Raw genomic sequence first — 23470 nt, 5'->3', positions numbered from 1 at the left:
ATAAACAGATAAAAAAATGGTTATGAACTTCATTGATAATAGCAAGCCGTCTGAACGATTCAGTACTCTCAGAAAACTAGGAATAGGAGTTTTAGTAATTCTTATTCTATCTTTCTATATTTTATCTTTCATATTCCTTAGTTTATAATTTCTTTCTTTTAAAACGAGTTAAATAGTAATCGAAGCAATTTCATTTTGAATCGCAAAAACTACTAATCCCGCGATATTTCGGGATTCTGTTTTAAGCAATAAATTGTTTCTATGCCCTTCAACTGTCCTTGGACTTATAAACAATTTCTCTCCAATTTCTATTGTTGTTTTTTGATTGCATATCAGTTGCAACACTTCTAGTTCTCTCGAAGTAAGAAAACCACTATCTAATTTACTTTTGTTATTCTTAGACGTCAACACAGTATCCTGAATAATTTTCATTACTGTATCATTATAATAGAATCCTTTATTCGCCACTTCATGAATCGTTCTTAACAGCTCTTGTGGCGTTGCATTTTTTACGATATAAGAAACGGCGCCAATATCTATCATATTAGCAACAAAAGATTTCGAATCATAGCTCGTCAAAGCAATAATTTTAATTTGAGGAAACTCTTTATGAATAATTTTTGTTGCTTCAACACCATTCAACAAAGGCATTTTTAAATCTGTTATAATGATATCAGGCAGCTGACTACTTTCCTTTAAAAAGGAAATCAGCTCTAATCCATTTGAAGCCTCGTGAATAATTTCTATATTTTCTTCTCTACCCAATAAAAAGGAAATACCTTTTCTAAAAAGAACTTCATCATCTACTAAGACAATCTTTATGGTGTCATTCATACTCTAAAAATTTAATAGTACACTAATTCCTTTGCCAATCTTAGAATCAACAGTCAGAGTAGCATTTAAAAAATCAACTCTGCTCCCAATATTTTTCATTCCCAGGCCGTTATGGTTCTTTTTGTCTTTTATGTCAAAACCTACTCCGTTATCTGTGTATCTACAATATCTCCCCACTTCATTCTCGTCAAATGAAACAGTAATTTCAGAAGCTTTACCATGACGCACGGAATTATTCATTAATTCTTGTAATATTCTAAACACATGAAGGTCCTTCTCTTTATCAGCATCATCAAACTCTAGATTATTTTGATAATCGACTTGTACTGCTTTACTACTGTTAAACTCAGAACAGAGTTCTTCAATTCCTGCATGAAGGCCAAATTTATCGAATACCGGAGGCAATAAATCATGAGCAATTCTTCTTGTGTTTTCTAAAGCTTTGGCGGTAAGTTCAATTATATTACCAGTAATTTCCAGCGTCTCTTTAGCCGTTAAATTAGGTGTCTTTAGCAAGTGACTGTTTAATGAAACAATATTTAGTTTTGAACTGATGTCATCGTGTAAATCCTGTGCAATTCTTTTGCGTTCTTCTTCTTGGGTAATAATTACCGCCCGCAGTTGCTCTTTTTGATGCTGAATTTCTAAATCTTTCTTCTCAAATTCTTTTTGGAGAATCTTCTTTCGAGAATAATAGAAAAACAAAATCAATACGACTGCTAGGATTATAAAAAAGACAGAAGTGTACAATATGATTGTAACGATTTCTCTCTCATAAACTGGATTTATTTTCATCTTTCTAATTGAATTTCTTTTACTGGAAAACTTTTATACCACTCCATTAAAATAAAATATTGATTTGTCATCATAAGAAAAGTATTCAAAGCCCATGTAAAATGACTCCATTTTATACTTAGGTTAGCCGTCAAATTCCTTACAAAAAACAAAACTGTATTTATCTACAAATAGAATTGGAGTCCCATAATAATATAATAAAAAGCACTTCTTTCATTCAGAATATTGTAAAAATTAAAAGTTGTAAAAACAATCAATAACAAAGCTGTAATGAATATTTCGAACCGATTAAATTTAAAAAAAGACTTGGATGACAACCATATTGAACACCTATAGAAAACCCAACCTTAACAATTAAAACGGCTCCGCTAAATTAGTGTAATTTATAATTTTAACACCTTAAACTGTACTTTTTATACTATTAAAAACAGCTTAAAATTACTAGTTTTTAAATATCAAAAATAATTTCAAAGTAAAACAACAGAAGCAACCCATTCCTTACAAATAAACAACAAAATTCGTTATCTACTCCTTCTTTCAAGAAACTGGTTCTGTTGCATCTATACCTGAGGATATTGCTGTTTTATAAAAGCTTATCTTCCATTCATAAAGGATAAACAAATGATATAAGATTACCAGAAAAGCATTAATAGTCCATGGGAAGAAATGATATTTATCGCCTAACATTTCCATTAAATTGCCTACCAAAAATAGAATTGTACTACTGAATAAATAAAATATTATTCCAATGGTTGCATAATAAAATTCTTTTTTTTCTGACAACATATTATACAAATGTATAACAGCTAAAATTACTATAAGAAAAGAGGTAACAACAATTTCAAGTTTATTAAACTTAAAAAAAGCAGCTGGATCAATTAAATATTGAACACCAATTACTGTAAGTCCACCTAGAAGAAGACTATTAGCCATTTTTTTTTGCCAGTCTAATTTATAAATCGATTTATAAAAAAAATTCAAAAATATAAATTGACCTACAAAATAAAAATGAGATAAAAACAGATTATCGCCATACACTTCAGTACAGATATGAGCTATAACCTGAACAGTAATTATTAAAAAAAGATAATAAGTAAAAATTTTATAGGGTTTGCTGTTTTTATAAAAACGCATCACATATAAAATAAAATTAAGAAACAGTAAAACATAGCTTATATTTACAAATGTAGTATACATACAACCCTATAATTTACTGATTTAACGGACTTGTATCATCACCTTTGTTTGGAGGACTAGGCTCTGTAAAATCATAAACAATACCTTCTTCAGCACTATTTAATCCAAGTTCATTTGGTCCAAAAACATCTCGATAAACCTGTGCTGTTTCGTCCCATTCTGCACCTACAAAGAGCAAAGTCTTTTGCTTTTTATCATTGATACCTATATATGCTCTAACGGCTGTAGTTTCAAGGTCCAAAACCATCTCTAGAGTTTCTCTTAATATCACAAAAGAGTTTACCTTTTTCTTACTCTCTTCAATAGTTAGATCCTCTCTATAGTTTTTTGTCCATACTCCTGCTTCTTTTACAGGTACAATAATATCTTTTTGGAAATTTTTTTCTGACATATATTTATAATTTACTGTTGAATAAATAGTTAAACTTGATTAATAGGAGAGCTAAACTACTAAATTAATTTTAAAAAAATAAAAACTTAATTACACTAACATCGAAAAATTAGCAACAAAAAAGAAAGGAATTCAGCTATATAAGGCATTAAAAAAGCCTATAAAAATAGGCTTTTGATATTTTCTAAAAAGGCATATCACTGTCGTCGTCGTCGTCATTCAGATTACTTCCGAATGCTTCGTGCGCCGAAGGTAAATTTTTAGTTATAAACGGATTATCATCGTCATTCATAGAAGAAGGTAAATCATCATAATTACCACTATGATCTTCTAAGTTATCAAACTTCCCTAAATGTCCAATAAACTTCAAACGAACGTTTTCAATACTACCATTACGGTGCTTAGCAATCATTATCTCTGCCTGACCTGCAGTAGGAGAAGCTTCATCATCATCCCATTCGTCAATCTTGTAATACTCTGGACGGTATAAAAAGGACACAATATCAGCATCTTGCTCAATCGCACCCGATTCACGAAGGTCAGAAAGCAAAGGTCTTTTACTAGATCCACGGGTTTCAACCGCACGCGATAGCTGTGAAAGCGCTATTACGGGAACATTTAATTCTTTTGCTAATGCTTTTAAGTTTCGGGAAATTGTTGAGATTTCCTGCTCTCTGTTTCCACCACCTTTACCATTTCCTCCGGCAGTCATTAATTGCAAGTAATCCACAATAATGATTCGGATTCCATGTTGTGACACCAAACGTCTCGCTTTAGCTCTTAAATCAAAAATAGACAGTGAAGGAGTATCATCAATAAACAAAGGAGCTTTCTCTAAGTTTTTAACCTTAGTACTCAATTGTTCCCATTCGTGCTTTTCTAATTTACCAGTACGCAATTTCTCTGAAGACAATCCAGTTTCAGATGAAATCAAACGCGTAATTAATTGTACCGATGCCATCTCTAGTGAAAACAAGGCAACTGGCATTCCATAATCAATAGCCATATTCCTCGCCATCGATAATACAAACGCAGTCTTACCCATCGCTGGTCTAGCTGCGATAATAATTAAATCACTCGGCTGCCAACCTGAAGTGATTTTATCTAACTTTTCAAAACCAGTGGCTACACCACTTAAGCCTTCTTGTCCTGCAATTTCTTCAATTCGCTTTTTAGCCTGTAGTACTAAACTTTGAGCTGTTTCAGAACTTCGCTTTATATTTCCTTGAGTAACTTCATAGAGCTTCGATTCCGCTCTGTCCAATAAATCAAAAACATCCGTACTCTCATCATAAGATTCTTCGATTATTTCCGAAGAAATCCGTATTAAACTACGTTGAATGAATTTTTGAAGAATAATTCTAGAGTGAAACTCGATATGCGCTGACGAGGATATCTTTTGAGTAAGCTGAATTAAATAAAAATCACCACCTGCTAAATCTAACTTCGCATTTTTCTTTAGCTGTGCTGATACTGTAAGTAAATCGATAGGCTGTGTTTCAGTAAACAACTGAACGATTGCCTCAAAAATATGTTTGTGAGCATCTTTATAAAAAGCATCAGGAGATAGAATATCAATAACATCATCTACTCCTTTTTTATCAATCATCATAGCCCCAAGAACGGCTTCTTCCAACTCTAAAACCTGTGGAGGCAGTTTCCCTTTTTCCAGGTTTATAATTGTTGTTTTGTCGACCTTAACGGGGTTTATATTCCTGAAGTTTTCCATGTAGCGAAAGTAACAAAAAATTAAAAAATATTGCTGTTGACTTATTACAAATAATTGTTTATAAGTAACTGATTTTTGTTTATAACCAAAAAAAAATCCGAAACTGTTGGGCTTCGGATCTTTTTAAATTTGTAAGATTTTACTCTTTGTATTCACCCATTTTACTGTATTTATCCATTCTCTGAGCGATTAAATCTTTTGTTGATAAGTCTTTAAGTTCATTAAATCCTTTCATGATATATTCTTCCACAGTTGTAAAAGTTGTTTCTCTATCGTAGTGAGCTCCTCCTAATGGTTCTGGTATAATATCGTCGATTAATTTTTGTCTTTTCATATCTGAAGAAGTCAATTTTAATGCTTCGGCAGCAATTTCTTTATATTCCCAGCTTTTCCATAAAATAGAAGAACAAGATTCTGGAGAAATTACAGAGTACCAAGTGTTTTCAAGCATATAAACGCGATCTCCCACTCCTATTCCTAATGCACCACCTGAAGCTCCTTCACCAACAATAATAGTGATAATAGGCACCTTAAGGCGAACCATTTCAAATATATTTCTAGCGATAGCCTCTCCTTGTCCGCGTTCTTCCGCTTCAAGTCCTGGATAAGCACCCGGAGTATCTATAAGTGTCAGAACAGGTATACCGAATTTCTCTGCCATTTTCATCAAACGCAAAGCTTTTCTATATCCTTCCGGATTTGCCATCCCAAAGTTTCTGTACTGACGAGTCTTTGTGTTATACCCTTTTTGTTGACCAACAATCATAAAAGACTGACCGCCAATTTTTCCCAAACCACCAATCATCGCTTTATCATCTTTAAAGCCTCTGTCTCCGTGAAGTTCCAGAAAAGTATCTCCGCAAAGTGCTCTTACATGATCTAATGTATACGGCCTGCTTGGATGTCTCGACAATTGTACACGTTGCCATGCTGTCAAATTTTTATAAATAGTCTTTTTGGTATCTATTAGCTTCTTATTGATTTGCTTACAAGTATTTGTAACATCAACATCTGATTCTTTACCAATAACGATACATTTTTCTAACTGATCTTCTAGTTCTTTTATTGGAAGCTCAAAATCTAAATATTCCATAGGATTTGTGCGTTTTTATTTTTTATTTGGAACTGCAAATATAAAATTTTAAATCGTTTGCTGTCGTTTATTTTTTATTTTACTCCTAAAAGGCTTTTTAAAACCTTAATTTAACCCTTAAATTCTTTGTAAAACCTGGAGTTCTCCTTGATTTAAAAGTGAAACCAAAATACAAATAAATCTAATCTACCCTTCTATAAGACTGACTTTTTTAGAAATATTTAAATACCCGTTTAAAACTCAACTCTTAAATTTATGTCATTGTTTTCCAATGGCTAATTCCGTCCTTGACTTATATGCCTTTAGGTATTCGCCTTTAGGAGTTCCGTCATCAAAAGAACTAAATTTAACTAACGTTCTTACTCCTTGACGTGCTGCTTCATTCGTAAAGCCTTCATATTCGATTCGGTACAAAGCAGAGTACATTTCAGCCCTTCCTGTACCATGATAACAATGGATTAGCACTGGATAATTGGCGGTATTGTCCATTATTTCCGCAAAGACTTCGATGTTTTTATCGTTTGGAACCTGTTCTGATGGGTTACTAAAATAATTTACCCCTTTTATTTTTGCAACAGCATTTTTTTCGGCTTGGATTTCTCCAATTTTTTCGGGGTTTAAAGCCAGATCATTCGTTCCCGGCATCCGCAAGTCCACAATAGATTTAATATGGTATTTCTTGACATAGCTTTCAATTTCATCAGGAGGAATAACTCCCGATTTGTAGACCTTTCCTTCCGTAATAGTCTCAAAATTATGATTGATATTCATGTCGTAAACATATTTACCTATGAATACGAAGAGAAGCGCAAGCAGCGAATAACCAATTATTTTCTTGTTCTTTTTCATTTATGAATTGCAAAGTAGCAATTGTAAATCTAGTGAAATTTAACTACTTCGCCTACTGCTATTTATCAAGCAGTCAATCTACCTAATCTTAAATAAAAAATGTACCGTTTTATGCGACCGCAATATTCTTTATGAAAAAAATCCAATCGATTTTTCGTAGGTTCGAAGCCCCAATATACTTCCTCCAGAAAAAGGATAGAAAGTCAAACTTATACCAAGTCAGCAGGACTGGCATCCTCAATAGTTGCTACCGCTTTTTTCCCTGCTTTGTGTTTGATTATACCGTTTAAGATTACGGTAATAATAATAATTACTGCTCCTACATAAAAAGAAACGCTCATTTTTTCTTTTCCACCAATGATGAAATAAGCTAGAATAATTCCATACACTGGTTCTAGATTTGTGGTCAACATCACCGTATACGGGCTCAGTTTCTCCATCACTTTCACAGAGGCTGTAAAAGCATAAGCCGTACATATTGATGCTAAAATTAGCATCAAGGCCCAGTTGTTAAAGCTCAGTACAAAGAAGTCAGCGGTAAATTTATTTTGGTATAAAAAATAAATAGATATAAAAAAGACACCTGCAATAAACTCATAAAAAGAGATTACGGTAGCATCATGATTTTTAATTAATTTTCCGTTCATGAGGGTAAACAAAACCCCTAAAATAATGGAAACTAAAGCATACAACATTCCGTTTAGGTAATTTACTTCCACTTTCATGATCATACCTAATCCAGCGATTATTATGAGTCCAAAGAATACCTCGTACCACAACACCTTTCGACCATAAAAAAGCGGCTCTAACAAAGAAGCAAAAAAAGCACCCAATGAAAAAACAGAAAGCGTTATGGAAACATTAGAAACATGGATAGCATGAAAAAAAGTAATCCAATGCATCGCAATCAGGAATCCCACAAAGATTAATTTGAAAAAGGAGTTTAATGGAATTCGGAAGGGCTTTTTCTTAAAAAGGATAAAGACGAATAAGAACACCGCAGCTAAGAGCATGCGATACCAAACAATGGCATCGGCAGTAATTGTAATTAAAGCGCCTAAAATAGCTGTAAAACCCCAAATAAAGACAATTAGATGAAGACTGATGTAACTTTTTAATTTATCGTTTTGCATTGCGTAGTAAAAAAATCGCTAATATTCCGAAAATAACGTTGGGAAACCACACGGCCAGTAGTGGCGAAAAAGTAGATTTTTCGGCCAGCGTGCCAAATATTTTATCAAAAAATACATAGCCAAAAGCAATTGCGATACCAATGGTTAGATTCATCCCCATACCTCCCCTTCTTTTCTTATATGAAACAGAAACGGCGATTATCGTTAATATAAATGCCGAAACAGGTACGCTGTACTTTTTATATAAAACCACTAAGTAGATATTGATATTAGAAGAACCTCGCTTTCTTTCTTTATCAATAAATTGATACAATTTATCTAAACTCAAGGTTTCTGCAATATAAATTACCGGAGTCAAATCTTCGAGATCAAAACTGAATTTGGTCTTTTTCTCTGGCATTTTTTCAATCTTATCGCCTAATACCCCTACCGTTCTTTTAGTGTAATCGTACATGGTGTAGGTACTGTCCTGGGGATTCCATTTTATTCTGCTGGCAGTAACCTTAGAAACCAGGTTTTCTTTATCAAATTTCTCTAAAGCAAAATTAAACGCCACTTTCGATTGTGCGTTAAAACTGTTCACATAGAGAAACTCATTGTCATTTATTTGTCGGTACACATCCGTATTGTCGCCGCGCATTTGCTCCTGCCCTCCACCTTTTAGATACGTATATCTAAAGTTATTAAAGCCTTCACTCGATGCCGGAACTACATAGAATCCCATGATCAAAACAAAAACTGAAATAAGCGAAGCCCCAATAATATAGGGTCTCAAGAAACGGGTGAACGAGATTCCCGAACTTAAAATCGCAATAATCTCCGTGTTATTAGCCAGCTTTGAGGTAAACCAGATAATCGATAAAAACAGAAATATTGGGAATAAGGAATTGGCAAAATAGATTGTAAAGTGATAATAGTAGATTGCAATATCTAAAATAGGCACCTTGTTTTCTATCATCTTATTCACCTTCTCTGATACATCAATAACAATCCCGATAGGAATAAACATAAACAACATAGCCCCAAAAGTGGCCAGGTATCTTTTCAGAATATATTTATCAATTATTGAAAGCATTTTAAAAAGTTTAAGGTTTAAGGTTTAAAAGTTTAAGGTTTAGGACAGTTGCAAAATCACGCTAGGAGTTTTAAACTTTAAACTAAAAAAACTTTAAACATTTTTTTATAATCTCTGATTCATGTTACGAACCATCATTTCTTTCCAGGTTCTAAAATCTCCTGCTAAGATATGTTTTCTCGCCTCACGAACCAACCACATATAAAACCCAAGATTATGGATTGTAGCAATTTGTTTCCCTAAATATTCATTAGCGGCAAACAGGTGACGCAAGTACGCTTTTGTATACTCTGTATCCACATAAGTAATTGCCATTTCGTCAATAGGAGAAAAGTCATCTGCCCATTTTTTATTTTTAATGTTAATCGTACCGTTAGCCGTAAACAACATTCCGTTTCTAGCATTACGTGTAGGCATCACACAGTCAAACATATCCACTCCTAAAGCTATGTTTTCCAAAATATTTATCGGAGTTCCTACACCCATCAGGTAACGGGGTTTGTCTTCCGGTAAAATTTCACAAACGATCTCGGTCATGGCATACATCTCTTCTGCAGGTTCCCCTACTGAAAGTCCGCCAATTGCATTTCCTACTTGGTTTGAATTAGCAATATATTCCGCTGATTGTTGACGTAGATCTTTATAGCAACTTCCTTGTACAATAGGAAAAAAGGCTTGGTCATAACCATATTTTACAGGCACTTTATCTAAATGATCCACACAACGGTCTAACCAGCGGTGTGTCATTTTCATCGAGCGCTGTGCATATCGGTAATCACAAGGATAAGGCGTACATTCATCAAATGCCATGATAATATCGGCACCTATGGTACGCTGAATTTCCATCACATTCTCTGGTGTAAAAAAGTGGAACGAACCGTCAATATGCGATTTGAACTTCACCCCTTCTTCCTTAATTTTTCGATTTGCCGAAAGTGAATACACTTGGTATCCACCAGAATCCGTCAAAATATTACGGTCCCAATTCATGAATTTATGCAAACCACCGGCTTTCTCCAGGATCTCCATTTGTGGGCGCAAATATAAATGGTAAGTGTTTCCCAGGATAATATCTGGGTTTATATCTTCTTTCAATTCCCTTTGGTGCACCCCTTTTACAGAGGCTACGGTCCCAACGGGCATAAAAATAGGTGTCTCTATAACACCGTGATCAGTAGTAATGCTTCCCGCTCTGGCTTTCGTCTGCGGGTCTTTTTGTAATAAATCAAACTTCATAGTAACGTTTTTCTCCCGACCATTCGGGAGCGCAAAGATAGGTTAATTCGACAATTTGAAAATTAGATAATTACAAAAATTAATTAAGATTTAGGATTTCCTTCTAAAATAGGATTGAAACGCAAAACTTTCTTCTGTTTATAGGCGATTGTTAAAGTCATAAATCACTATTTATTGTTCTAGAATCATTTGGGCGTGCCCTTCGTAATTGCTTCATTGTTCGATTTTGCAATTTAACTCAGGTCGGGCTATTCGCTGTATTCCCGCTTAATAAAAACTACGGCCAAAAGCCTTGTTTTTCTAAATCGGGAGATGCCGCTACTATCCCTCACGCAAAAGCGAGAACGACTATTTTAAAAAAAACATTTCGTTCTACAAAAACGATAATAACTAAAAGTCCATTCGATGATTTGTAATAAAAAAATTGTTTATATATTTGAAATAAATACGCTACTCAAAAGCGAATCTCTATTCTATATTAGGTGGATAGTTGCTATTGAGCGCCGAGTATATACAAGTTGCGCGACAGATTAAACAGAAACAGAGCAGAAAACGAGCTTTTAAAAATTGAAAGAAATGGGTTTTGGATTTAATTTATTTTTCATTTTTATTCTTTTACCATTATCAGTTATCCTTTTGCTAATTTGGTTATTTTCAAAAAAGAAAGTATTTGGGAAGACTCTTGGGGCTATTTGGTTTGGTATAATTGGACTTGTTGTTTTTTCAGGAACGATTCAATGGCTGACAGCTAAAACAGAACTTGATAAAGAAGACTATTATGGACAGTATATTATTGACAGGGACTTTTTCAAAGGCAAACAGGCAAATTGGCAATATGACAAGTATAGATTTGAAATTAAACAGAATGACAGCTTATATTTTTATGTTACGGACAAAGAAAGAGTTTTGAAAACTTATAAAGGGACAATTTCAACAACAGAGCCTTATATTTATAAATCAGTAAGACTTATAATAAATATGGAACAACCAACAATTCATATAATAAAAAGTAATCCAACAACTTATAGAAGTGCTTGGAGTTTTTATTTGGTTTTCTATTCCGACAAATTCGATAATATGTATTTTAAAAAAGGAAATTGGAAGCCTCTAAATGATTAAATTTACTAACTAAAAAGCCGAACGCACGACCGCAGTTACAAAATACACAAAACTTTAGTAGAATTATCGTTTCGCAAAGATGTTTCTGTTTAGTCGAAAACACTCAGATTGCGAACCCTTCTGCATCGTGTAGCTAGCAAACGCTATACAGTACATAACAAAAAATAACTAAATAGTATGTTTTTAATCGACAAACCCTTTGTTTCCGATTTTCTTATTGATACAATCAGAAACAATAATTTTAAAATAATTGCAACCAAAGTAGCCAAAGAATTAGTACAAGATGATTCGTTACAATGGATAGAGGAAGACGAAGCAATCGTCTTACTAAAAAAGAATCCACAAATTTCTATTTATAGCAATTCAGAGAACGCACTAGCCTGGATCGATCAAAACTATGGAGAGAGTGAATTATCAAATCAACTAAAAATTTTAAAAAATAAAGTAAAGTTTAGAGAACTAATTAAAGGTCTTTTTCCCGACTTTTATTTCAAACAAATAAGTATTGAAGAAATCCAACGATTGTCTGATGATGAAATCCGTTTCCCGTTTGTAATTAAACCTGCTGTTGGTTTCTTTAGTATAGGAGTTCATATTGTGGAAAATGAAAAAGACTGGATAAATGCTAAAAGTGAATTACAACCAGAAAAACTTAAAAGTATATTTCCTGAAAATGTATTAAACACAAGCCATTTTATTATCGAGGAATTTATTCAAGGAGAAGAGTATGCAATCGATTATTATTATGACAACAATGGAGATGCTGTTTTGTTAAACGTTTTACATCACCTTTTTTCATCTGGCACAGACACAAGCGATAGGGTTTATTCAACATCAAAAGAGATAATTAAAAAGTATAAAATTGAACTTGAATCTTTTTTAAGTAAAATTGGTGCAGCGTTAAACTTAAAAAACTTCCCTGCTCATGCAGAAGTACGAATAGATAAAGACGGAAAAATAATCCCTATTGAAATAAACCCTTTACGATTCGGTGGCTTTTGTACCACAGCTGATCTTTTAGGAGTAACTTTAGGATTTAATGAATACAAATGCTTTTTTGAAAACACAAAACCGGACTGGGACACTATATTTAAAGGAAAAGAGACTAAAATATTTAGTGTCATTATTTTGGATAATAATTCGGGCATAATCCCTTCAGATATTGTAAAATTTAAGTATTTAGATCTTGCAAATGATTTTGAAAAACCTGTATTAATTCGTGAATTAGATATAAATAAATACCCTGTATTTGGATTTGCTTTTATTGAAAGTGCTGCCAGTAATAAAAAGGAATTAAGTGATATTCTCACCTCTGATTTAAGAAAATATATAGTATCAAAATAATGAGGATTTTAATGTTTAAAAAAAATATTGCCTTCATCAATTATGAACTTTAGACCGTTATTTTCCTTCATGAAATCAGAAAGAAAATAAGACATTATATATTTCCCTGCTGAAACTACTGAAATTTTTAACCTACCAGTCAATTGTCCTTTATACTCCATCGTTTTGTAATTAATGGCATACACTTGACTGGTACTACGTTCTACTACTGCTGTAATCTCTCGACCAACCACTTCCGTGTGTAATCTCAAACTGGTCTTGAAAATTATTTAGCTCAATACAAGTACCAGCCCATGTTAAGTGCAACACTTCCGAAGACTATGAAGCGCTATGTGTTTGCACAATTTCCATTTCTACCCTAAGTTGATTTAATGCATTGTTCATAAATATAATTTATGCATTACATTATAAATATATATAAAAAATTATGAATTAAGATTCTTAATTTTGCAGCTAAAAAAATCAAATAAAAAAAAACCACAGTCCCAAAAAGTGATGAAATAGGTCCTGAAATAATGGATACCCCATAAGAAATTATTTTATGCAGCTACACCCCAATTAGGGATTGTTTTCTTTATGGTCCAAATAAATTTGAAGTTTAAAAATAATGATTGGATCCTATTAGATTTAGTAAAAGAAGATAATAAAACGATAGCAAAAAAAACAGCCACTAAAACCGGTTTTGAACCAGCGGACTATTTAATACATTATTGATTTAGTTCCTATCTTCATTCAATCAACAAAATCGGCTCACAAGAACCCAAAGACAAGCAACAAACCATGAATCAAAGAATTCTAATTAAGAATACAACGATTGTAAATGAGGGAAAATCATTTATCGTAGACGTGCTAATAGCGGACGGAGTTATTCGCAAGATAGGCACTATCGATATTGATCCTACTTATAAAATCATTGACGGAACCGGTAAACACCTATTACCAGGAATTATTGACGGACAAGTTCATTTTAGAGACCCTGGACTTACACATAAAGGCGATTTATATACAGAAAGTAAAGCAGCTGTAGCAGGAGGAGTGACTTCTTTTATTGATATGCCAAATACGCTTCCTAATATTTTGACCGTAGAAAGCCTAAAAGAAAAGTATGCTATTGCTTCAAAAAAGTCCTTAGCTAACTATTCGTTCTTCATGGGGGTTAATGGAGACAATATTGATGAAATTATAAAAACCGATACCAGTCAATTTATTGGGGTTTCTGATGACGGCTTGTACTTTACAAAAAAAGGAAACCTACTTGCTGACAATCCAGAAACAATGGAAAAATTATTTGCCAACTGCAAATCCATTATTGCTATTCATTCCGAAAAAGAAGAAATAATAGAAGCAAACGAACAGGCTTTTAGAGAACAATATGGTGAAGACGTTCCCATTAAGTATCATCCAATTATTAGAAGTACCAAAGGCTGTTACGAAGCGACCAAGCGTGCGATTGATTTGGCTAAAAAACACAACGCCCGATTACATATTCTACACTTAACTACAGAAGCAGAAACTCATCTGTTTCAGAATGACATACCGTTACAAGAGAAAAAAATAACAACCGAAGTTTCGGTGCATCATCTTTGGTTTTCGGACAAAGATTATGAAAGATTAGGGATGCTTATCAAATGGAATCCCGCGATAAAAACAGAACAAGACAAAGAAGGCTTATTAAAGGCGCTACTTGACGATCGAATTGACATCATCACCACCGACCACGCACCACATACTTTGGAGGAAAAGCAAAAACCCTATTTTCAATCTATGTCAGGTGCACCAATGGTCCAGCATTCGCTCAATTGCATGTTAGAGTTTTATAAACAAGGACTCATTTCTTTAGAAAAAATAGTTGAAAAAATGTGCCACAATCCTGCTATCCTCTATCGTATGACAAACAGAGGATTTATCCGAGAAGGCTATTTCGCCGACTTGACCTTGGTGGACTTGAATAGCCACTGGACAGTTGCTAAGGACAACCTCTTGTACAAATGTGGTTGGTCACCATTGGAAGGCACCACTTTTACTACCAAAGTAATACAGACTTTTGTAAACGGAAAACTTGTTTATGACCACGGAGAATTCCATGAAGACACCTTCGGTATGGCAATAGACTTTGACAATAAAAAATAAGTTAATTCCCAGATTTTGAATTAGGAAAATCAGTTAATGATAGATTACAAAAAGCCACAAAATATCATAATCACCCCAAACTATATGAGTACCCTATTATTTAAAAACAGAAGACTCTTAATCGCTACTAAGCACGAAAAGGAAAAAGTAATTGCTCCTTTACTAGAAAAAAGTCTTGGAGTAATCTGCTTTGTTAATGAAAATTTTGACACAGACCTATTAGGCACTTTTACAGGAGAAATAGAGAGAGAACTCGACCCGATAGCAACTGCAAGGCAAAAATGCCTTTTAGCAATGAAACTAAGCAACTGCGATTTAGGTGTAGCAAGTGAAGGTTCTTTTGGCGCTCACCCTTCCATATTTATTGCAAGTGCAGATGATGAGTTTTTAATATTTATCGATACAAAAAACAACTTGGAAATAATAGTCAGAGAACTGAGTATGGAAACCAATTTTAACGGAAGTGAAATTACGAATGAACAAGAACTATTGGACTTTGCTCAACTAGTACAATTCCCTTCCCACGGATTAATCCTTCGCCCATCAAAATCAGAAAATAGTACAATAATCAAAGGTATTACAAACCTAAAAGATCTGAAAAATACTTTTCATTTGTTACATGAAACGTTTAACAAAGTTTATGTTGAAACAGATATGCGTGCCATGTACAATCCTAGCCGGATGACTGTAATTCAAAACGCAACTAAAAAACTGGTTGAAAAGATAAATTCTTGTTGTCCTCAATGTAATATCCCAGGTTTTGGAATTACAGACGCTAAAAAAGGCTTAAAGTGTAGCTTATGTAGATCGACTACCAATTCAACATTAAGCTACATTTATACGTGCCAACATTGTCAATACACAAAAGAAGAAATGTACCCACATAATAAAACAACCGAAGACCCTATGTATTGTGACTATTGCAACCCATAACCTCTTTGAGAGCTTTCGTTAAGTAGCCAAGCTTAAGAACACAATTTTTGTTTCGTTTATTTATGGACTACTTTAAAAAAAAACATACAAACCTCACAATACTGCATCCATCTACTTACTATAGTTCATAACTAAATCAAACAACCTCCTTAAACTATTTTGAGCCATCTTCAATACCCCAAGCATCCAAGCTTCGCAGAATAGGTTCTAGCGATCTTCCTCTCTCGCTTAATGTGTATTCTACTTTTGGCGGAACCACTGGAAAAACTTTTCTAGAAATAAGGCCGTCCTTTTCTAATTCCCTGACGGTTTGCGTAAACATTTTATTTGAAATACCTGAGATCTGCTTTTGCAGCAATCCGGAACGCAAACCTCCATCCAATAGATGAAATAAAATTAAAGGTTTCCATTTAGTCCCTATTAAACTCATTGTATAATTAAGTGGACAATAATTTTTTTCGCTCATTTTAACTTTTAATATATTGATAATCTACATTTTACTCTTTTAAGTAACTATAGTACTTTATGGTTAGTACTTGCTAATTATGCAAATATAGCCTAATTTTGCAATCAAATACTATAACATATGACAACAAATACAAATTACCCAAAATCATTTTCACATATCGGGATTACAGTTCCGAATATAAAAGAGGCCGTTAAATTCTACTCCGAAGTAATGGGCTGGTACATTATTATGGAACCTTCTACAGTAAAGAAAGAAAAAGAAACGGCTATTGGCCAAATGTGTATTGACGTTTTTGGTGAAGATTGGGAAGAATTTGAAATTGCACATTTAGCAACTTCAGATGGTATAGGAATCGAATTATTCTCTTTCCCTAACGGAGTTAAAGAAGCCCCAGAATTCAATCCTTTCAATACGGGACTTTTTCATTTTTGTGTACAAGATCCAAACATTGAAGACCTTATCGAAAAAATTGTATCTTACGGTGGTAAACAAAGAATGCCTATTAGAGAATATTATCCAAAAGACAAACCATTCAAAATGTGTTACGTCGAAGATCCTTTTGGAATTGTTTTCGAAATATACACACACAGTTATGAACTAACGTATTCTTCGGGAGCCTACACGAAATAAAAACAAAACGTCCAATAAATTCTATTGGACGTTTTCAAATTTAACTAAAATGAAAAAAAGTCTTTATCTACTCTCTCTTTTTATAATAGTTGTTTCTTGTAAAGAAGCCACAAACAAGAAAACAGACACCGAAGTATCAAAACAAGCTGACAGTCTTACCGCACAAGTACAACAAGTTGCTGAATTCGTAGGACAGCAAGTTACAGGCGTTACTGTGAGTACTGCAGGACGAATTTTCGTAAACTTCCCTCGATGGAGAAAAGGGATTGACAATTCAGTTGTTGAAATTACCAAAGACAATCAGAAAATAGCCTTTCCTAATAAAGAATGGAATTCCTGGGAAATTGGTAACACGGCTGAAGATCATAAGTTTATCGGCGTACAATCTGTCGTTGCTTTCGAAAATATGCTTTATGTATTAGACACACGTAGCCCTCTATTTGGTGCCGTTCTCGACGCACCCCGACTTTTTGTTTTTAATCTAAGTGATAACAAATTAGAAAAAACCTATCTGTTACAAAAAGGTAGTTACTACCCTAATTCTTACATTAACGATTTACGCGTAGACAAAAAACATAATAAAATCTATTGTACTGATTCTGGTAGAGCTGGTTTAATTGTACTAGACATGACTACTGGAATAACTACTAGAGTTTTAGACAATCATTTCTCTACAAAAGCAGAACAAGCCTATTTAACTTTTGGCGACAAAAAATGGGAGAATACGATTAATTCTGACGGAATTGCATTAGACACAAAAAATGACCTACTCTACTATCATGCTCTAACGGGGTATAGTTTATATTCAGTATCCACAAAAGCATTAGCCAATGGAACTAATAAAGAAGTAGAAAAGTCAGTGAAATTAGTAGCCAAAACAGCAGCTCCAGATGGAATGATTCTAGACGAAAATGGTACTTTATATTTTGCTGATTTAGAAAACAACAAAATCATGTACCGAAAACAAGAAGGTAGCATTCATACATTAGTTGAAGGCGAAAAAATTAGATGGGCCGATACCTTTAGTATCTATAACAACTACTTGTACTTCACAAATTCCAAGATTAATGAAGTTACTGGCGATATTTCAACTATGACTTTTACTTTGAATAAAATAGAATTACCTCTGAAATAAAAACGTTGCATTGACATAATTGCTGCGGCTACTTGTGGCTAAAAACAATCAAAAAAAGACCGCTTTTAAATTACTTTAAAAGCGGTCTTTTATATTGAATTGATTGCTATTCCATGTAAATTCTATATTAAAAAATTCCCAATCGTACCTTTGGTGTACTCACTCCTATTTGTGTACTCACTGTAGTTCTCGAAGATCTATTCTCATAACGTGGTTCCCTATATTCATAGTAATAGTATCCTGCATGCTGATACCAATACTCACTGTGATGACAATGGCTATCACAATGGTCGTGGTGCGTTGCATAACCTTCTTTTTTACCTTGAAGATAAGCGCGATGTCCTCTTCTGTCGTTTTTCTTTAATTCCTTTTCGTACTGTTTTTGTTCCTCCCAAAATGTACGTTCCTCTGTTTTGCTTTTTGCTTCAAACTTTTGTTCGTATTGCGCATCTTCTAAACCTCTTTGTTGGTAATAGGACACACTATGTTTTGTTTCTACTTGGGTATCATTACTAACTCTGGCTTGTTGAGCATTCACATTGGGTACAAAAGAAAAAATTAGTAGTAATAATGCGGCTTTAACTGTTTTCATAATTTTAAAATTAGTGTTAGTACAATAGTATCTCATTGATAACTTCAATAGTAAGACAACTTCGTACCTGTTTACCCTACCTTACTATTCACTAATTTTAAAAAATATTTATTTTAAGTTACTATTCATAAAATCAATCACCTCATCTAAGCGGTCGCTCCAAGGATAAAAGTACTGTGTAACCATAGGAACATGCTTTTTGTTTATTGGTATTGCTTTCACTTCTGGCTGAAAAGGATGCAAGGCATCAATAAAACGCTTATTAGTTGTTTTTATAGAAGCATAGGTTTTATCGCCAACATAAATTAAAAAAGGAGGCGTGTTTTTATCTAAAAAATAAATGGGCGAGGCATCTTGCCATCTAGCAGGCGAGTTAGTCCAGGTTGTGATATAATTGTATTCGGTAGTAGGTGGGTTTTCCTCTAAATAATATTTCATGTCTAATCCAGCGGCATCATTCAATATAATTCCGGCAATACTCTTAGGATCAATTCCGTACTTCGGATTCATAACTGCTAATGCCCCTAAATGTCCTCCTGCCGAATGCCCAGTTACAAAGACTGCATTTGGGTTACCCTTGTATTTACTAATACTGTCTTTCGTCCATTGAATCACGGCAGCAATTTGCCTGGCCATCCCATCATAATCCGTATTTGGACTTAAAGTATAATCGGGGATAACAGTGACTACTCCTTTGCGCGCAAAGTTTCGACCTAACAAATCATAAGTCCCTTTTCGTCCACTATTCCAGTAGCCTCCATGTACAAAGATTAACACAGGCAGCTGTTTTGCTTTTGAATTTCTAGGAACAAAAACATTCATTTTCGGCGCCGCTATTGTGTTTTCTTTCGAAGAAACCAAATAAGAAGCATCTGTAATTTTCTTTGAGGCACAACTCCCCAACAAAAGACTATTGAGGAGAACTAGTATCGCAATTTTATAACGCATGGTTTTTTTACAAATATATAAATTAAAGAAAAAAGACTCGTATTAATTCTGAATTGCCATCCTCTAATTTTCCTTCCGATGAAAATAAAAAATATGATAACGGAAAGAAATGGAATTCATTAGCTTTGTAACGATATACGATCGTTTGAAATGGATGGTAGATTTGTAGTTACGCTTGCTGCTAATAGTAAAGTGAATGAGAATAAGGTATCAGAAACCCGAAAGCGACCCTATTTGTAGCGACCCGAAAGTTATTGTCTTTGCATTTAGAATTGCCCTTTAATTAAAAAAAAACATGAAGCACACTATATTAATTGTTCCAGGATTAGGAGACTCAGGAGAGACGCATTGGCAAAACTATTGGCTACAGCATTTTGAAACTGCCCAAAAAGTAGTTCAGAAGGATTGGGACAATCCTCTTTTAAAAGATTGGTTGGAAAGCTTAAACTCTTCAATCGAATCGGCGGAAGGCGAAATCATTATCGTTGCTCATAGTCTCGCCTGCTCGCTAATCAGTCATTGGTCAAAAGAAAACAAAATTGACAAAATAGTTGGTGCCTTACTTGTTGCACCAGCAGATGTAGATTCTCCAGCGCATACCCCAGAACAAACCAGAAACTTCTCCCCCATTCCCCTATTAAAATTAGATTTTCCGACAGTAGTAATTACAAGTTCCAATGATCCTTATATTTCAGTAGAAAGAGCCGAGTTCCTTGCCGAAAAATGGGGAAGTACTTTTATAAATATTGGCGAGAAAGGCCATCTGAATTCCGAGTCAAAATTAGAATATTGGCCCGAAGGACAAGAAATCCTTCAATCGTTACTGGAGTTTATAGAAAGGAATCAATAGTTTTATCCATCTGATCTAAACTCTTGTCGGTTCTACCAAAATAAAATAGCGATGAATTGCGTTATAAATCAACCAAAACACAACCTCTTTCCCTTCTTTCGAAAATTAAAATGATGAGAAAAATAACGTGCCTACTCTTAGTCCTATTTTCAATTAGCAGTTGTTCCACAGATACGAGCGACTCTGAGAATAAAGCCATCATTGGAAAATGGAATTGGGTTGAATCTTCAGGCGGAATTGCCGGAATTACAACAACACCAGAGTCAACCGGTAAATCAATTCAATTAGAAATCTCAAACACAACAGTAAAAAGATATACGGATGGGGTTTTAGTTTATGAATCCTCCTACTCTATTCAAAACGGAAATTCCATTTTTGGAGGAGAAAAAAAATTAATTATCTATGAAAATGATTCAAAACAGTCTTTCGTGAGAACTGATAGTCAATTGATGCTAAACGATGAATGTTACGACTGTTACCTCAATAAATACATAAAAAAATAATACTATTATCTATACTTATTTCAAATCAACAAAATGACTCCATCATAATGTACAGCACTGTACAAACAAACGAAGTTTACTATATATTTACCTGTCAATTAGATTCATTTTGTCGCTGCTTTTAAGCATAACATTTTTTACGATATGGAACGAATAAATAAAGTAGCTCATACAAAACCCTTTTTATAACTGGTTTTAATCAACAAGCAAAATGGAAAATATCAAAATATTTATAAACTACATCGCAGCAACTATCGAAATCTTAGGGTGCATTACTATTTTTACAGGCGTAGTTTATTCCCTCGTAAAGTCACTTGTACTGTTTTATAAAAGAAAACCAGAACCGTTTATTGAATTGAGACAAACGCTGGGAAAATCAATACTTTTAGGACTTGAAATATTAATCGCAGCTGATATAATTGCCACAGTAGTTGCAGAGCCAACGTTGGAATCAGTATCGATTTTAGGCTTAATTGTATTTATCAGAACGATAATGAGTTTATCATTGCAGGTCGAACTCGAAGGTAAATTTCCATGGCAAAAAAATAAAATTTAAATAAATCAATAACCCTTTATCAAATACCCAAACTATGTTAGCAAAAAAAAATTGGCACCAAAAGCATTTTGACACCTTAGGGTTTGGCAGCCGTCTGGCCGATGCCGTGGCTAAAAGTATGGGGTCGTGGAAATTCATAATTGTACAAACAGTATTAGTCGTTCTTTGGATGACCTTAAACCTAATCGCCTTTATGAAACATTGGGATGTCTATCCTTTTATTTTGCTTAATCTGCTGTTCTCAACGCAAGCGGCTTATGCAGCTCCGATTATCATGATGTCTCAAAACAGACAAAACGAAAGAGACCGAGCCCAAGCGCAGGCTGACTATCAGACTAATCTTGATGCCAAACTAGAAATAGAAGCGCTGACATCAAAACTGAATAGTATTGAAGTCGACAAATTAGACAAAATAATCAGACTGTTAGAACAAATGGAAAAACAGCCCTAATTAAAGAATGAAATCATTCATCTAGATTTTAATTTTTCATGATTTTTACTTCGAAAAAAAAATCATTAATAAGCTCATTTAACCCGAAACAAGCTGGGCATAAATGAGCTTATTTTTTTTATTCGGACATTAAAGTCCAACACTTCTTTTAATTACCTAAGCTGTTTATCACCCTTTTTACTTTGGAAATAACCCAAAAAGAAAGCTAAAATTCACCAAGAAAAACCACATATTGTTATTACAAAGAAACACCCTATTATTTTTAGTTAAAAAATACCTATTTTATTGATTTTAAGTTAATTAACAGTTTTTATGAGCTTATTTTTTTTAATTTTAATAGAAACAAAAAGCAAAATATTAATATTTAAATTCAATTATCATGGCAACTCCAACAGGAAAAACACTAGAAACTACAACAGCAAAAACAAATTCGGCTCATGGATTAAGAGATTTATTCGAAGTGGGATTGAAGGATATTTATTATGCAGAAAAAATACTGAGCAAAACACTACCTAAAATGGCAAAAAATGCTTCAACTCCAGAATTAACTACTACTCTAAATAAACACTTAACGGAAACTAATGAACACATTTCCCGATTGGAAAAAATATTTGAAGTTACCGGTATCAAACCTGCAGCAAAAAAATGCGAAGCAATAACAGGTATTCTAAAAGAGAGTGACGAAATGATCAATAAAACAGATCAAGGAATTGTTCGTGACGCTAGTATAATTGCCTCTGAACAAAAGATAAAACATTATGAAATTGCAACTTATGGTACTTTACATGCTTTTGCAAAAACAATGGGAGAAAATAAAGCAGCTGATCTATTAGCTATGACCCTTGACGAGCATAAAAAAGCCGACGCTGGATTAACTGAGTTAGCGATGGCTTCGATTAACAACAAAGCTTTTAAAGCCGATGCTATTTCAAACCCACGGATGTAATTCTTGATCCAAAAATAAATTATTTAAGAAGCCTGTTCCGTACAGGCTTTTTTTATGTGACTTCTATTTTAGGAAATAAGCATTTTAAATGTTGAACGTTAAATATTTGCTTGTGTAACAAAAGTTACTGACAAAGCTTTTCCTTTGTACTACTTTTGCCTTATCAAATTAGAGTACACGATACATACGATTGAATAACAGTGCTCCTTTTGAGACCAATTCTAACTTTATAAATTAAACAAAATGAGCGTAGAAAAAATAATCAAAGAAAACGAAGGAACCATTGTAGATGTCCGTTCTTACGGTGAGTTTATGGGAGGTAATGTAATAGGTTCCCTTAATATTCCGCTAAATGAAATACCAGAAAGAGTAGAAGAATTAAAAAAACTGAAAGCCCCTTTAGTACTATGTTGCGCCTCTGGAAACAGAAGCGGACAAGCACAACATTTCCTTTCTCAACTTGGAATAGAGTGTTATAACGGGGGATCTTGGTTAGACGTAAATTATTATAAATCACAAGCAACAAAATAAA

26 protein-coding genes are annotated in these 23470 nt (G+C 33.8%); 12 read left to right on the top strand and 14 right to left on the bottom strand.

The features are described from left to right. Positions 1-168: 168 nt before the first annotated feature. The 10 genes from BLV35_RS16355 to tgt form a co-directional block, all read right to left on the bottom strand. A complete protein-coding gene (locus tag BLV35_RS16355; protein WP_091092721.1) occupies positions 169-834 on the bottom strand; it encodes a response regulator transcription factor in 666 nt (221 codons plus the stop codon). A 3-nt stretch (positions 835-837) separates the two neighbouring features. Beyond that, the gene (locus tag BLV35_RS16350; RefSeq protein ID WP_091092718.1) at positions 838-1629 is read right to left on the bottom strand and encodes a sensor histidine kinase; all 792 of its coding nucleotides are present in this window, start codon (positions 1627-1629) and stop codon (positions 838-840) included. A gap of 537 nt (positions 1630-2166) precedes the next feature. Beyond that, the gene (locus BLV35_RS16345) at positions 2167-2763 is read right to left on the bottom strand and encodes a hypothetical protein (RefSeq protein WP_091092716.1); all 597 of its coding nucleotides are present in this window, start codon (positions 2761-2763) and stop codon (positions 2167-2169) included. Between the two features lie 76 nt (positions 2764-2839). Beyond that, a complete protein-coding gene (locus tag BLV35_RS16340; protein ID WP_091092713.1) occupies positions 2840-3217 on the bottom strand; it encodes a hypothetical protein in 378 nt (125 codons plus the stop codon). Between the two features lie 184 nt (positions 3218-3401). After that, positions 3402-4946 carry a replicative DNA helicase gene (dnaB, locus tag BLV35_RS16335; RefSeq protein WP_091092710.1) on the bottom strand — a complete coding sequence of 515 codons (1545 nt, stop codon included), beginning with the start codon at positions 4944-4946 and terminating at the stop codon, positions 3402-3404. A 139-nt stretch (positions 4947-5085) separates the two neighbouring features. Beyond that, the gene (locus BLV35_RS16330; protein ID WP_091092708.1) at positions 5086-6039 is read right to left on the bottom strand and encodes an acetyl-CoA carboxylase carboxyltransferase subunit alpha; all 954 of its coding nucleotides are present in this window, start codon (positions 6037-6039) and stop codon (positions 5086-5088) included. Between the two features lie 258 nt (positions 6040-6297). Then, positions 6298-6888, bottom strand: a complete 591-nt coding sequence (locus BLV35_RS16325) for a dual specificity protein phosphatase family protein (protein WP_091092705.1) — start codon at positions 6886-6888, stop codon at positions 6298-6300. A gap of 209 nt (positions 6889-7097) precedes the next feature. Then, positions 7098-8021, bottom strand: a complete 924-nt coding sequence (locus BLV35_RS16320; RefSeq protein ID WP_091092703.1) for a DMT family transporter — start codon at positions 8019-8021, stop codon at positions 7098-7100. Further along, entirely contained in the window at positions 8008-9096 is a 1089-nt protein-coding gene (locus tag BLV35_RS16315; protein WP_091092701.1) for an LptF/LptG family permease, read from the bottom strand. The genes BLV35_RS16320 and BLV35_RS16315 overlap by 14 nt, the downstream gene beginning before the upstream one ends. 105 nt (positions 9097-9201) lie before the next feature. Continuing rightward, positions 9202-10332, bottom strand: a complete 1131-nt coding sequence (gene tgt, locus BLV35_RS16310) for a tRNA guanosine(34) transglycosylase Tgt (RefSeq protein WP_091092699.1) — start codon at positions 10330-10332, stop codon at positions 9202-9204. Between the two features lie 576 nt (positions 10333-10908). Between tgt and BLV35_RS16305 the strand changes: the two genes are divergently transcribed. Next, complete coding sequence (locus BLV35_RS16305) at positions 10909-11451, top strand: hypothetical protein (RefSeq protein WP_091092697.1); 543 nt, start codon at positions 10909-10911, stop codon at positions 11449-11451. A gap of 177 nt (positions 11452-11628) precedes the next feature. Beyond that, on the top strand, positions 11629-12795 hold the full coding sequence (locus BLV35_RS16300; protein ID WP_091092695.1) for an ATP-grasp domain-containing protein: 1167 nt from the start codon (positions 11629-11631) through the stop codon (positions 12793-12795). A gap of 8 nt (positions 12796-12803) precedes the next feature. On the opposite strand, the gene BLV35_RS16295 is transcribed toward BLV35_RS16300, so the two are convergent. Continuing rightward, complete coding sequence (locus BLV35_RS16295; protein WP_143031873.1) at positions 12804-13046, bottom strand: hypothetical protein; 243 nt, start codon at positions 13044-13046, stop codon at positions 12804-12806. Between the two features lie 529 nt (positions 13047-13575). Between BLV35_RS16295 and BLV35_RS16290 the strand changes: the two genes are divergently transcribed. Beyond that, positions 13576-14925, top strand: coding sequence for a dihydroorotase (locus tag BLV35_RS16290; protein WP_091092690.1), 1350 nt, complete (start codon positions 13576-13578; stop codon positions 14923-14925). An 84-nt stretch (positions 14926-15009) separates the two neighbouring features. Continuing rightward, the gene (locus BLV35_RS16285; RefSeq protein ID WP_091092768.1) at positions 15010-15858 is read left to right on the top strand and encodes a DUF6671 family protein; all 849 of its coding nucleotides are present in this window, start codon (positions 15010-15012) and stop codon (positions 15856-15858) included. A gap of 154 nt (positions 15859-16012) precedes the next feature. On the opposite strand, the gene BLV35_RS16280 is transcribed toward BLV35_RS16285, so the two are convergent. Next, positions 16013-16324, bottom strand: coding sequence for a winged helix-turn-helix transcriptional regulator (locus tag BLV35_RS16280; RefSeq protein ID WP_091092687.1), 312 nt, complete (start codon positions 16322-16324; stop codon positions 16013-16015). A 120-nt stretch (positions 16325-16444) separates the two neighbouring features. Between BLV35_RS16280 and BLV35_RS16275 the strand changes: the two genes are divergently transcribed. Both BLV35_RS16275 and BLV35_RS16270 read left to right on the top strand, forming a co-directional pair. Then, complete coding sequence (locus tag BLV35_RS16275) at positions 16445-16957, top strand: VOC family protein (RefSeq protein WP_091092686.1); 513 nt, start codon at positions 16445-16447, stop codon at positions 16955-16957. 49 nt (positions 16958-17006) lie between these two features. Continuing rightward, entirely contained in the window at positions 17007-18092 is a 1086-nt protein-coding gene (locus tag BLV35_RS16270; protein ID WP_091092683.1) for an L-dopachrome tautomerase-related protein, read from the top strand. A 127-nt stretch (positions 18093-18219) separates the two neighbouring features. Here the strand turns inward: BLV35_RS16270 and BLV35_RS16265 are convergent, their stop codons facing one another. Further along, the gene (locus BLV35_RS16265) at positions 18220-18684 is read right to left on the bottom strand and encodes a hypothetical protein (protein WP_245712092.1); all 465 of its coding nucleotides are present in this window, start codon (positions 18682-18684) and stop codon (positions 18220-18222) included. Positions 18685-18792: 108 nt separating this feature from the next. Then, a complete protein-coding gene (locus tag BLV35_RS16260; RefSeq protein WP_091092678.1) occupies positions 18793-19632 on the bottom strand; it encodes an alpha/beta hydrolase in 840 nt (279 codons plus the stop codon). Between the two features lie 295 nt (positions 19633-19927). Between BLV35_RS16260 and BLV35_RS16255 the strand changes: the two genes are divergently transcribed. From BLV35_RS16255 to BLV35_RS16230, 6 genes are all read left to right on the top strand, one after another. After that, a complete protein-coding gene (locus BLV35_RS16255) occupies positions 19928-20482 on the top strand; it encodes an RBBP9/YdeN family alpha/beta hydrolase (protein ID WP_091092675.1) in 555 nt (184 codons plus the stop codon). 113 nt (positions 20483-20595) lie between these two features. Then, complete coding sequence (locus tag BLV35_RS16250; protein ID WP_091092673.1) at positions 20596-20985, top strand: hypothetical protein; 390 nt, start codon at positions 20596-20598, stop codon at positions 20983-20985. A gap of 211 nt (positions 20986-21196) precedes the next feature. After that, positions 21197-21541: a DUF1622 domain-containing protein gene (locus tag BLV35_RS16245; protein ID WP_091092671.1), complete on the top strand. Its 345-nt coding sequence runs from the start codon at positions 21197-21199 to the stop codon at positions 21539-21541. Positions 21542-21575: 34 nt separating this feature from the next. Further along, positions 21576-21992, top strand: coding sequence for a DUF1003 domain-containing protein (locus BLV35_RS16240; protein ID WP_091092668.1), 417 nt, complete (start codon positions 21576-21578; stop codon positions 21990-21992). Between the two features lie 379 nt (positions 21993-22371). Next, a complete protein-coding gene (locus BLV35_RS16235) occupies positions 22372-22938 on the top strand; it encodes a YciE/YciF ferroxidase family protein (protein ID WP_091092666.1) in 567 nt (188 codons plus the stop codon). A 243-nt stretch (positions 22939-23181) separates the two neighbouring features. Beyond that, positions 23182-23469, top strand: coding sequence for a rhodanese-like domain-containing protein (locus BLV35_RS16230; protein ID WP_091092663.1), 288 nt, complete (start codon positions 23182-23184; stop codon positions 23467-23469). Position 23470: the final 1 nt, after the last annotated feature.

The sequence above is a fragment of the Flavobacterium gillisiae genome (assembly GCF_900107635.1).
Lineage (GTDB): Bacteria > Bacteroidota > Bacteroidia > Flavobacteriales > Flavobacteriaceae > Flavobacterium > Flavobacterium gillisiae.
The sequence above is the reverse complement of the archived record's forward strand: the minus strand, read 5'-3'. Positions and strand labels throughout refer to the sequence as shown.

Excerpts from the sequence above, each read along its gene's own strand:
- BLV35_RS16355 (WP_091092721.1), bottom strand. The coding sequence starts at position 834 with ATGAATGACACCATAAAGATTGTCTTAGTAGATGATGAAGTTCTTTTT.
- BLV35_RS16350 (WP_091092718.1), bottom strand. The coding sequence starts at position 1,629 with ATGAAAATAAATCCAGTTTATGAGAGAGAAATCGTTACAATCATATTG.
- BLV35_RS16345 (WP_091092716.1), bottom strand. The coding sequence starts at position 2,763 with ATGCGTTTTTATAAAAACAGCAAACCCTATAAAATTTTTACTTATTAT.
- BLV35_RS16340 (WP_091092713.1), bottom strand. The coding sequence starts at position 3,217 with ATGTCAGAAAAAAATTTCCAAAAAGATATTATTGTACCTGTAAAAGAA.
- dnaB (WP_091092710.1), bottom strand. The coding sequence starts at position 4,946 with ATGGAAAACTTCAGGAATATAAACCCCGTTAAGGTCGACAAAACAACA.
- BLV35_RS16330 (WP_091092708.1), bottom strand. The coding sequence starts at position 6,039 with ATGGAATATTTAGATTTTGAGCTTCCAATAAAAGAACTAGAAGATCAG.
- BLV35_RS16325 (WP_091092705.1), bottom strand. The coding sequence starts at position 6,888 with ATGAAAAAGAACAAGAAAATAATTGGTTATTCGCTGCTTGCGCTTCTC.
- BLV35_RS16320 (WP_091092703.1), bottom strand. The coding sequence starts at position 8,021 with ATGCAAAACGATAAATTAAAAAGTTACATCAGTCTTCATCTAATTGTC.
- BLV35_RS16315 (WP_091092701.1), bottom strand. The coding sequence starts at position 9,096 with ATGCTTTCAATAATTGATAAATATATTCTGAAAAGATACCTGGCCACT.
- tgt (WP_091092699.1), bottom strand. The coding sequence starts at position 10,332 with ATGAAGTTTGATTTATTACAAAAAGACCCGCAGACGAAAGCCAGAGCG.
- BLV35_RS16305 (WP_091092697.1), top strand. The coding sequence starts at position 10,909 with ATGGGTTTTGGATTTAATTTATTTTTCATTTTTATTCTTTTACCATTA.
- BLV35_RS16300 (WP_091092695.1), top strand. The coding sequence starts at position 11,629 with ATGTTTTTAATCGACAAACCCTTTGTTTCCGATTTTCTTATTGATACA.
- BLV35_RS16290 (WP_091092690.1), top strand. The coding sequence starts at position 13,576 with ATGAATCAAAGAATTCTAATTAAGAATACAACGATTGTAAATGAGGGA.
- BLV35_RS16285 (WP_091092768.1), top strand. The coding sequence starts at position 15,010 with ATGAGTACCCTATTATTTAAAAACAGAAGACTCTTAATCGCTACTAAG.
- BLV35_RS16280 (WP_091092687.1), bottom strand. The coding sequence starts at position 16,324 with ATGAGCGAAAAAAATTATTGTCCACTTAATTATACAATGAGTTTAATA.
- BLV35_RS16275 (WP_091092686.1), top strand. The coding sequence starts at position 16,445 with ATGACAACAAATACAAATTACCCAAAATCATTTTCACATATCGGGATT.
- BLV35_RS16270 (WP_091092683.1), top strand. The coding sequence starts at position 17,007 with ATGAAAAAAAGTCTTTATCTACTCTCTCTTTTTATAATAGTTGTTTCT.
- BLV35_RS16265 (WP_245712092.1), bottom strand. The coding sequence starts at position 18,684 with ATGAAAACAGTTAAAGCCGCATTATTACTACTAATTTTTTCTTTTGTA.
- BLV35_RS16260 (WP_091092678.1), bottom strand. The coding sequence starts at position 19,632 with ATGCGTTATAAAATTGCGATACTAGTTCTCCTCAATAGTCTTTTGTTG.
- BLV35_RS16255 (WP_091092675.1), top strand. The coding sequence starts at position 19,928 with ATGAAGCACACTATATTAATTGTTCCAGGATTAGGAGACTCAGGAGAG.
- BLV35_RS16250 (WP_091092673.1), top strand. The coding sequence starts at position 20,596 with ATGAGAAAAATAACGTGCCTACTCTTAGTCCTATTTTCAATTAGCAGT.
- BLV35_RS16245 (WP_091092671.1), top strand. The coding sequence starts at position 21,197 with ATGGAAAATATCAAAATATTTATAAACTACATCGCAGCAACTATCGAA.
- BLV35_RS16240 (WP_091092668.1), top strand. The coding sequence starts at position 21,576 with ATGTTAGCAAAAAAAAATTGGCACCAAAAGCATTTTGACACCTTAGGG.
- BLV35_RS16235 (WP_091092666.1), top strand. The coding sequence starts at position 22,372 with ATGGCAACTCCAACAGGAAAAACACTAGAAACTACAACAGCAAAAACA.
- BLV35_RS16230 (WP_091092663.1), top strand. The coding sequence starts at position 23,182 with ATGAGCGTAGAAAAAATAATCAAAGAAAACGAAGGAACCATTGTAGAT.